This window comes from Brevundimonas diminuta ATCC 11568 (assembly GCF_000204035.1).
Lineage (GTDB): Bacteria > Pseudomonadota > Alphaproteobacteria > Caulobacterales > Caulobacteraceae > Brevundimonas > Brevundimonas diminuta.
In genome coordinates, this window is sequence record NZ_GL883084.1 from 253,560 (window position 1) to 262,195 (window position 8,636).

Genomic DNA, 8,636 nt, shown 5'->3' on the forward strand with positions numbered 1-8,636 from the left:
CGGCGACCTCGATATCGACGCCGCGCGCCTCGGCCAGGTCGATCGCATCGTGCTGGACCAGGGCGCCGCCGACCTGACGCGCCGTGTCCCAGCTGGCCCGGCGATAGCGCAGCGGCGTGCCCGTTTCCGAGGCCGGATCGCGGTCGTAGAGGCCGTCGACGTCCTTCACCAACCGCACCCGCTTCAGCCCCAGTTCGGCGGCCAGCACCACCGCCGTCAGGTCCGATCCGCCGCGCCCCAGCAGGGCCACCCGGCCGTTCGCGCGCACCGCGCCGAAGCCCGGAACCACCACCACCTCATGCTCCGCCAGGGCCTGATGCAGACGCTCGCCCTTCAGCGACACGGGGCGGGCGTGCTGGGCCGGTCCTTCGGCGACGATGCCCAGTTCGCGCACCGACAGGCCGACGGCGTCCAGTCCCACCCGATCGCAGGCGACGGCGACCAGGGCGGCGGCCTTTTCCTCGCCCAGCACGACATAGGCGGGCAGCAGCTCGTTCTCGTGATCCAGGCCCAGGCTGCGGGCGTCGGCCAGCAGCTGATCCGTCTGTCCGGCCAGGGCCGAGACCACCGCCACAACCTTACGGCCGGCGCGGACGTGGCCGTAGATTTCGCTGGCGACCGCAGGGGCCTGGGACGCGTCGCGCAGGACCGAGGAGCCGAACTTCAGCACCACCACTTCGGCGGCGGAAGCGAGGGCTTCGACCGGTTTCGACTGATCGGCGACGAGGGCGAGAGAGGCGGGCATGGGCGGTTTCCTGAAGGCTGGGTCTGGGAGGATTTCGGGAGGGGTCGGGGGTGATCGAGGTGGGTTCGGGCCAATAAAAAACCCGCCCGGAGGTCCGGGCGGGTGATCGGTTTTTGCGTTTTCTCGCCTAGACGGCGCGCATCATCCGGTCCCCGCCCGCAAGGGCATGGTGGTGGTACCGGTGGTGGTAATCATGGACGCGAAGAGGCCCGTCGCCGAGGCGGCGATCAGGGTCGTCTTCATGCTGGCGAGGCGGTAAGGCACAGGCGGCGTCCGGTTGAAAATCGTGCCTTAGGGTGAGCCAGGGCGCCGCGCCGCGTCAACCCCGTCTCGAAAGAATTTTTCACAACACCGCCACCAGGCGCCGTTTTCGCCACCGACATGTGCCACCAGCGACGAAATGGGGTGAAATTTTTCGCTTGACCGGCGCTCTTCGCAACCGCACCGTAAGCTCACTCATCAAGACCGGCTGAGGGATTAGGCCCTTTGACGCCGGGGCAACCATCGGGTTCCGCCCGAAACGGTGCCAACTCCTGCGGGGTTCTTCGGGCTTGCCTGAAAGGACCGCGAGAGATGGGTGGAGCGTCGATAAGGCGACGCGCCACAGGTCTGTCACGCATGGGTTTCGCCGGTGAGCCGAACCTTTGAGTGATGCGATGACCTTGGCCCTGATTTCCACCGAAACCACCGAAGAGCCTTCCTGTAAGGCCTCCGTCGCTGCGCCTGCGCCCAAGGGCGGCGCCCAGATCGGCGTGAAGGCCGCGCGCCGTCCGTCGGAGCTGCTTCAGCGCGACGGCGCTCATGACGTCGCGGTTGCGATCCCCGACGACTTCGAACTCGATTTCGGCGGAACCCTGACCCAGAAGCGGGTCATCGGCCGCCTGCACGGCAAGGCCAACGCTCCCCTGATCGTGGTCGCAGGCGGCATTTCCGCCGACCGCTACGTCCACCGCACCGAGACCAAGGGGCTGGGCTGGTGGTCCGGCGCCGTGGGCGTGCGCGCGCCGATCGACCTGACCCGTTTCCGCGTTCTGGCCTTTGATTTCGCGCCGGAATTCGGCGAAGACGTCAAGGACGCCAAGACCCCTCTGACCATCACCACCCAGGATCAGGCGCGGCTGCTGGCCCTGCTGCTGGACCATCTGGGCGTCGAGAAGGTCGCCGCCTTCATCGGCTGTTCCTACGGCGGCATGATCGCCCTGGCCTTCGGCGAGCTGTTCCCTGACTGGGCCGAGCAGCTGGTGGTGGTGTCCGCCGCCCACCGCCCGCACCCGCTGGCCACGGCCTGGCGCGGCATCCAGCGCCGCATTCTGCAACTGGGTCTTGAGACCGGCCGCATCGATCAGGCCGTCGGCCTGGCGCGCGAACTGGCCATGACCACCTACCGCACCCAGGAAGAATTCGGCGACCGCTTCGATTCCGAAGCCCCCAGCCATGCGGGCCAGGCCTATCCGGTGTGCGACTATCTGCAGGCGCGCGGCCGGGCCTATCGCGACCGCACCACCCCCTCGCGCTGGCTCAGCCTGTCGGACTCCATCGACCGCCACCGTGTCGAGCCCGAGGCCATCACCGCCCCCGTCACCCTGATCGGCTTCACCACCGACCGCCTGTGCCCGATCGAGGACATGAGGGAGCTGGCCGACCGCCTGCCCAACCTCTGGCGCTTTGAACAACACGCCTCCGTCTACGGCCACGACGCCTTCCTGAAGGAAGACAAGTTGGTCGCCGACATCCTGACCTCCGTACTGAAGGACATCGACCAATGAGCCGCGCCCGTCCCGCCGATCCCCGCACCATCGCCGCCCGCTCGGGCGTCGATACGGACACGGCTCACGGCGCGGTCATGCCGGCGCTGTATCTGTCGTCCAACTATTCCTTCGCCGCCTTCGGCCAGCCGCGCAGATACGACTATTCGCGCTCGGGCAATCCGACCCGCGACGTCCTGGCCGAGACCCTGGCCGAGCTGGAAGGCGGCGCCGGCGCCGTCATCACCGCCACCGGCATGGCGGCGGTCGACCTGCCGCTCAGCCTGCTGGAGCCGGACGACCTGCTGATCGCCCCGCATGACTGTTACGGCGGCACCCACCGCCTGCTGACCGCCCGCGCCAAAAAAGGCCACTTCCGCGTCGCCTTCGTCGATCAGAACGACGGCCCAGCCCTGGACGCCGCCCTGGCCGACGGGTGCAAGCTGGTGCTGGTCGAGACGCCGTCCAACCCCCTGCTGCGCGTCACCGACATCGCCGATGTCTGTCGCCGCGCCCATGCCGCGGGGGCCAAGGTGGCGTGCGACAACACCTTCCTGTCGCCCGCCCTGCAACGGCCGCTGGAGCTGGGCGCCGACATCGTGGTCCACTCGACCACCAAATACATCAACGGCCATTCCGACGTGGTCGGCGGCGCCGTGGTCGCGGCAGATCCGGCCGATCATGAAAAGCTGGCCTGGTGGGCCAACTGCCTGGGCGTCACCGGCTCGCCGTTCGACGCCTATCAGACCCTGCGCGGCCTGCGGACCCTGTTCACCCGCATCGAGCGCCAGCAGGCGACGGCCGGCCTGGTCGCGGCGGTGCTGGAGCTGCACCCGGCGGTCAAGGCCGTCCACTATCCGGGCCTGACCAGCCACCCTGGCCACGACCTGGCTGCGCGGCAACAGTCGGGGCCGGGCGCCATGCTCAGCTTCGAACTGAACGGCGGGACCGAGGCGGTGCGCCAGGTGATCGAACGGCTGGAGGTCTTCACCCTGGCGGAATCCCTGGGCGGCGTCGAAAGCCTGGTCGCCCACCCGGCCACCATGACCCACGCCGCCATGACGCCCGAGGCCCGCGTGACGGCCGGCATCACCGACGGCCTGCTGCGCCTATCGGTCGGGCTGGAGCATCAGGACGACATCCTGGCCGACCTGACCCAGGCCCTGGACGCGGTGACGCTGAAGGCGGCCGCGTAAGCGCGAGGCGCGCTTCTCCCTCCCATGATCGGGAGGGAGAATTCCTCGCTTAAGCCACGGCTCGCGCCAGGGCTTCCATCCGTCCGCGCGCATCCAGGTCGCGCGCATCGTCCAGAGCGAACTGACCCATCATGCGGTCCAACTCGACCGCGTCGGAGGCCAGGGCGTGGCTGGCGGCGGTCGATTCCTCGACCATGGCCGCATTCTGCTGCGTCACCTGATCCATCTGGTTCACGGCGATGTTGACCTGCTGCAGGCCGCTGGACTGCTCGTGCGAGGAAGCGGCGATCTCTTCGGCGATGACCGTCAGGCGCTGGATCTGACCGGCGATCCGTTCCAGCGCATGGCCGGTGTCGCCGACCAGGGCCACGCCCGCGCCGACCTGACGACCCGACTCGGTGATCAGGGTCTTGATCTCCTTGGCGGCCGAGGCCGAACGCTGAGCCAGGGCGCGAACCTCCGACGCCACAACGGCGAAGCCGCGCCCCGCGTCGCCCGCCCGCGCCGCCTCGACGCCCGCGTTCAGCGCCAGCAGGTTGGTCTGGAAGGCGATCTCGTCGATCACGCCGATGATGGCGCCGATCTCGGAGGAAGAGCGTTCGATCTCGCCCATGGCGGCGATGGCGCGACCCACCACGGCCTGTCCTTCGACGGCTTCAGACTGGGCGCCGCGAACCACGCCGCCCGCCTCAATCGCCCCTTCGGCCGAACGGGCCACGGTGGCGGTGATCTGCTCCAGGGCGGCGGCGGTTTCTTCCAGGCTGGCGGCCTGCTGTTCAGTGCGACGCGACAGGTCGTCGGACGCCTGTGAAATCTCACGTGCGCTGGCGCCGATGGCGGCGGCGCGCTCGACGATCACCCGCATCACGCCCTGCAGCTTGTCCATCGCCGCGTTGAAGTCGGCGCGCAGCCCTTCATACTCAGGCGCGAACGGATCATTGAGGCGGAAGGCCAGTTGGCCGTGCGACAGCCGGTCTAGACCCTTGGCCACGCCCTCGACCACGCGGGCCTGCTGGCGGGCGGCTTCGGCGTCGCGTTCGGCCTGGGCCTGGCGTTCGACCTCGGCGGCGGCGCGCGCGGCCTCGGCCTCGGCTTCCAGGCGCACCTTCTCCTCGGCGTTCTGTTTGAAGGTCAGGACGGCGTCGGCCATGCGGCCGATCTCGTCGCGACGGCCGATCGCCGGAATGGCGACGTTCAGATCGCCGCCGGCCAGACGGGTCATGGCGCGCGTCATGGCCTCGACCGGGCGGCTCAGCGCCCCGATCAGCCACAGGGCCGCGCCCACGGCGATACCCAGGGCCAGCACCCCGCCCACAGCAAAGGCGACATAGGCCTCAGTGAAGGCGAAGGTCTTGGCCTCGGCGCGGGCCTGGGCGTGAACGGCCTCCTTGTCGCGGATCGAACCGACCGCCTGGCGAATGTCCGACAGGCGCGCCGCCGTGGCCAGTTGAGCCAGGGCCTCCTGATGCGTCGCCGGGTCGCGCGCCAGGGCCATGACGCCTTCCGCGCTTTTCTCGAAGTCGGCCGTGGCGGCGATCAGCGCCGTCTGCTCGGCGGCGTAGGCGCCCTCGACATCGGACGCGGCCAGATCCGCCATCCGCGACTTCACGTCGGCGCCGCCCTGGTTAAAGGCCTCGATGAAGCCGGGATCGCGGCTAGCGACATAGCCGCGCATGGCGTTCTGCTGCTCTACGGCGGCGGCCATCAAGCGGTCCGACGCCTTCATCACCTCGCGCGAGGCCGTGTCCGCCGCATCGGCGCGCTGCAGGGACGCCACGCACCACAGGACGATCAGGGTCGCCGCCCCGCACGCCGCGATCACCGCCATGAAGGACAGGATCAGCTTCTTGGGGACCGACAGGTTCTGCAACATGACTCTAAGGCTCGGGGAGAGAGGTTCAGCCTCGCTCCTAGCCCGCGCTTGTTCGACAAAGTGTTAGCGCCCGCCTGCGGGCATCTACTTAATCGTGGTCACAGCGCCTTCAGCACCACCGACAAGGCCGTCAGCAGCAGATAGACCGCAAAGGCCCGGCGCAGCATCTTCCGATCCAGCCGATGCGCCAGCCGCGCGCCATAGGGCGCCGTCAACGCCGTCAACAGCCCCATGATCACCGCCGCCGGCACATTGACGTAGCCCAGCGACAGCGGCGGCCGCCCCGGCGCGTCCCAGCCGAAGACGGCGAATCCCAGAGCCGCCGCCGCGCCGATGGCCAAGCCGAAGCCCGAGGCCGTCGCCACCGCCTGATGGATCGGCCGCCCGCACAGGGTCATGGTCATGCCGCCGAAACTGCCGCCTCCGACGCCCATCATGGCCGACAGCAGGCCGATGCCCGTGCCCACGCCGCGCCGCCCCCAGCCGGTCGGCATATCCTTTCGCAAGGTGAACCGTTCGGGCAGCAGCCCCATCTGCGCCGCGATCAGCAGCAGGCAGACGCCATAGACGATCGCCAGCCCCTCCATGGAGGTGAAGCCCGCGACCGCCGCCCCGATCAAGCCGCCGAACGCCACCCAGGGCGTCCAGGTCTTCAACACCTGCTCGTCCACCGCCCCATGCGCCCGGTGCGTCGCCAGCGAACGCAGCGAAGTGGCGACGATGGTCAGCAGCGAGGTGCCGATGGCGACGTGCAGATTGCTCTCGCCCCCCACGCCCAGCACCGAGAAGGCGTAGAACAGCGCCGGCACCAGAACCGTCCCGCCGCCCACGCCGAACAGGCCGCCGATCACCCCCGCGACCGCCCCCGCCCCGACCAGGGCGGCGAGCATCAGGGCGAGTTCGGACAGGGGCAGGGTCATGAGCCATGGCTTAGCCGTCCGCCGTCGCGCCGTCAGCCCCTTCGCCGAGATGAGCGGAGGCGAGCGGTCAGGCCGCCTTGCGCGCCTCGGCCTCGCGCACGGCTTCGACCGCGCGATCGACGACCTCCAGCCCCGCGCCGGGCTTCACGCCCTCGACCGTCAGGATGCGGCGGAAGGCGCGCGCCCCCGCCCGGCCGTGCATCAGGCCCAGCATGTGCCGGGTCATGCCGGCCAGGTTCGCACCCTCCTCCAGCCGCGCGGCCATATAGGGTCGGTAACGCTCAAGCGCCTCGAACACATCCACGTCCGGCGTCGTCTCGCCGAAGATGCGCCGATCGACCTGCCCCATCAGGGCGGGCTCATGATAGGCGGCGCGGCCCAGCATGACGCCGTCCAGCTGCACGCCGTCGTCGGCCCTCAGATGCGCCTCAGCCTGATCCAGATCGCCGATGCCGCCGTTGATGCTGATGGACAGATGCGGCCGCTCGCGCTTCAGCCGCCGCACCAGCGCATAGTCCAGCGGCGGCACGTCGCGGTTCTCCTTGGGCGACAATCCCTTCAGCCACGCCTTGCGCGCGTGAATGATGAAGCTGTCGATGCCGACGGCGGCCGAGGCGTCGACCGTGGCGAACAGGCTGATCTCAGGGTCTTGATCGTCCACGCCGATGCGGCATTTGACGGTGGCCGGGACACTGACCGCCTCCTTGATCGCCGCCATGCAGTCGGCCACCAGTTCAGGCTCGCGCATCAGGCAGGCGCCGAACTTGCCCGACTGCACCCGATCCGAAGGGCAGCCGACGTTCAGATTGATCTCGTCATAGCCATAGGCCTCGCCGATCTTCGCCGCCTCGGCCAATTGGGCCGGGTCCGACCCGCCCAGTTGCAGCGCCACAGGATGCTCCACCACGTCAAAGCCCAGCAGGCGGTCGCGGTCGCCGTGGATCACCGCCGGGGCCGTCACCATCTCCGTATAGAGCAGGGCGCGCGTGCTCAGGGCGCGGTGAAACGCCCGGCAATTGCGGTCGGTCCAGTCCATCATCGGTGCAATGGACAGTCTATGAGCTTGATTTATAGACATTTTTTCAGTAAGATCAAAAAGTTGGAAGGCGGCGTGTGCACTCGAATTTGCGACGTGTTGCGACGTTTTTTCCGGGTTTTCGACACCTCAGTGCACACAGAGCGCACACGAAATGGCGACGTACTCGAAACTCCCGTCAGGAACGTGGCGGGCCCAGGTAAGACGGAAGGGTCGCTATATATGCGAGACCTTCCTCAAACGCGATGACGCGCGCCGATGGGCGACCGAGGCCGAAGGCCGGATTGATCGCGGCGAGACGCCTACCCCCTCTCGGTCAGCGCGGCTTCGCACGTTCGGCGAGCTTATCGACCTACACATCGAGGACATGAAGTCCGTCGGCAAGGCGCCCAGGCGGTCCAAAGCCGCTACGCTCAGGATGCTGAAGACACGCCTGGGCGGGAAGAAGATCGCCCAGCTGGATCGGCAGCTGTTCATCGACTTCGGCCGGGAGCGAGCCTCCGAAGGCGCCGGGCCCATGACGTTGAGCATCGACATCGGCGCGATCAAGCTCATCCTGTCCCATGCCGCAGCGGTCCACGGCCTGACGGTCTCGATTGAGGCCATCGACATGGCCCGCCTCGCCCTCAAGCGCCTTTGCCTGATCGGCAAGGGCGTCGAGCGAGATCGCCGGCCCAGCGATGAAGAACTGGAACGCTTGATCAGCCACTTCGACGAGAAGCCTCGCCAAACCATTCCCATGGGTGCCGTCATTCGCTTCGCGATAGCCACAGCGATGCGCCAGGAAGAGATCTTCAAAGTCGTCTGGGATGACTATGCAGCCCGGACCAAGATGCTGACTATACGCGACCGGAAAGACCCTCGCGAGAAGACGGGAAATGACCAGCGCATTCCACTTCTATCGGTCTCCGGTTTCGATCCCGTCGCGCTGATCGAAGGTCAGCGCCCCTCTCGCACGAATGGGGACCTTCGCATCTTCCCCTTCAATCACCGATCAGCCGGCACGGCATTCACAAGAGCCTGCAAAAGCCTTGAAATTGCTGACCTGCATTTTCACGACCTTCGCCATGAAGGGACCAGCCGATTGTTCGAAGCAGGCTTTCAGATCCAGCAGGTGGCGC

The 8,636-nt window shown here is 67.9% G+C and carries 7 protein-coding genes and 1 riboswitch; of the genes, 3 read left to right on the plus strand and 4 right to left on the minus strand.

Going from position 1 to position 8,636, the window contains the following annotated elements:
• A partial coding sequence (locus tag BDIM_RS01305; protein WP_040344498.1) for an amino acid kinase family protein occupies positions 1 to 745 on the minus strand: 745 nt, incomplete at its 3' end.
• A gap of 453 nt (positions 746 to 1,198) precedes the next feature.
• A riboswitch (SAM riboswitch) is annotated at positions 1,199 to 1,325 on the plus strand.
• A gap of 76 nt (positions 1,326 to 1,401) precedes the next feature.
• On the opposite strand from BDIM_RS01305, the gene metX reads away from it, so the two are divergent.
• Together metX and metB are read left to right on the plus strand one after the other, a co-directional pair.
• Positions 1,402 to 2,511 (plus strand): homoserine O-succinyltransferase MetX, encoded by a 1,110-nt coding sequence (metX, locus tag BDIM_RS01310; protein WP_003163757.1) that lies wholly within the window; start codon positions 1,402 to 1,404, stop codon positions 2,509 to 2,511.
• The gene (gene metB, locus BDIM_RS01315) at positions 2,508 to 3,686 is read left to right on the plus strand and encodes a cystathionine gamma-synthase (protein WP_003163759.1); all 1,179 of its coding nucleotides are present in this window, start codon (positions 2,508 to 2,510) and stop codon (positions 3,684 to 3,686) included. Before metX ends, metB begins: the two co-directional genes overlap by 4 nt.
• Positions 3,687 to 3,735: 49 nt before the next feature.
• Here metB and BDIM_RS01320 read toward each other — a convergent pair whose 3' ends face one another.
• The 3 genes from BDIM_RS01320 to dusA all read right to left on the minus strand — a co-directional run bounded on the left by BDIM_RS01320 (position 3,736) and on the right by dusA (position 7,557).
• Positions 3,736 to 5,559: a methyl-accepting chemotaxis protein gene (locus BDIM_RS01320; protein ID WP_003163760.1), complete on the minus strand. Its 1,824-nt coding sequence runs from the start codon at positions 5,557 to 5,559 to the stop codon at positions 3,736 to 3,738.
• A gap of 98 nt (positions 5,560 to 5,657) precedes the next feature.
• On the minus strand, positions 5,658 to 6,479 hold the full coding sequence (locus BDIM_RS01325) for a sulfite exporter TauE/SafE family protein (RefSeq protein ID WP_003163761.1): 822 nt from the start codon (positions 6,477 to 6,479) through the stop codon (positions 5,658 to 5,660).
• 67 nt (positions 6,480 to 6,546) lie between these two features.
• Complete coding sequence (dusA, locus tag BDIM_RS01330) at positions 6,547 to 7,557, minus strand: tRNA dihydrouridine(20/20a) synthase DusA (RefSeq protein WP_040344499.1); 1,011 nt, start codon at positions 7,555 to 7,557, stop codon at positions 6,547 to 6,549.
• A gap of 325 nt (positions 7,558 to 7,882) precedes the next feature.
• On the opposite strand from dusA, the gene BDIM_RS01335 reads away from it, so the two are divergent.
• A partial coding sequence (locus tag BDIM_RS01335) for a site-specific integrase (RefSeq protein ID WP_248601195.1) occupies positions 7,883 to 8,636 on the plus strand: 754 nt, incomplete at its 3' end.

Excerpts from the sequence above, each read along its gene's own strand:
- metX (WP_003163757.1), top strand. The coding sequence starts at position 1,402 with ATGACCTTGGCCCTGATTTCCACCGAAACCACCGAAGAGCCTTCCTGT.
- metB (WP_003163759.1), top strand. The coding sequence starts at position 2,508 with ATGAGCCGCGCCCGTCCCGCCGATCCCCGCACCATCGCCGCCCGCTCG.
- BDIM_RS01325 (WP_003163761.1), bottom strand. The coding sequence starts at position 6,479 with ATGACCCTGCCCCTGTCCGAACTCGCCCTGATGCTCGCCGCCCTGGTC.
- BDIM_RS01320 (WP_003163760.1), bottom strand. The coding sequence starts at position 5,559 with ATGTTGCAGAACCTGTCGGTCCCCAAGAAGCTGATCCTGTCCTTCATG.
- dusA (WP_040344499.1), bottom strand. The coding sequence starts at position 7,557 with ATGTCTATAAATCAAGCTCATAGACTGTCCATTGCACCGATGATGGAC.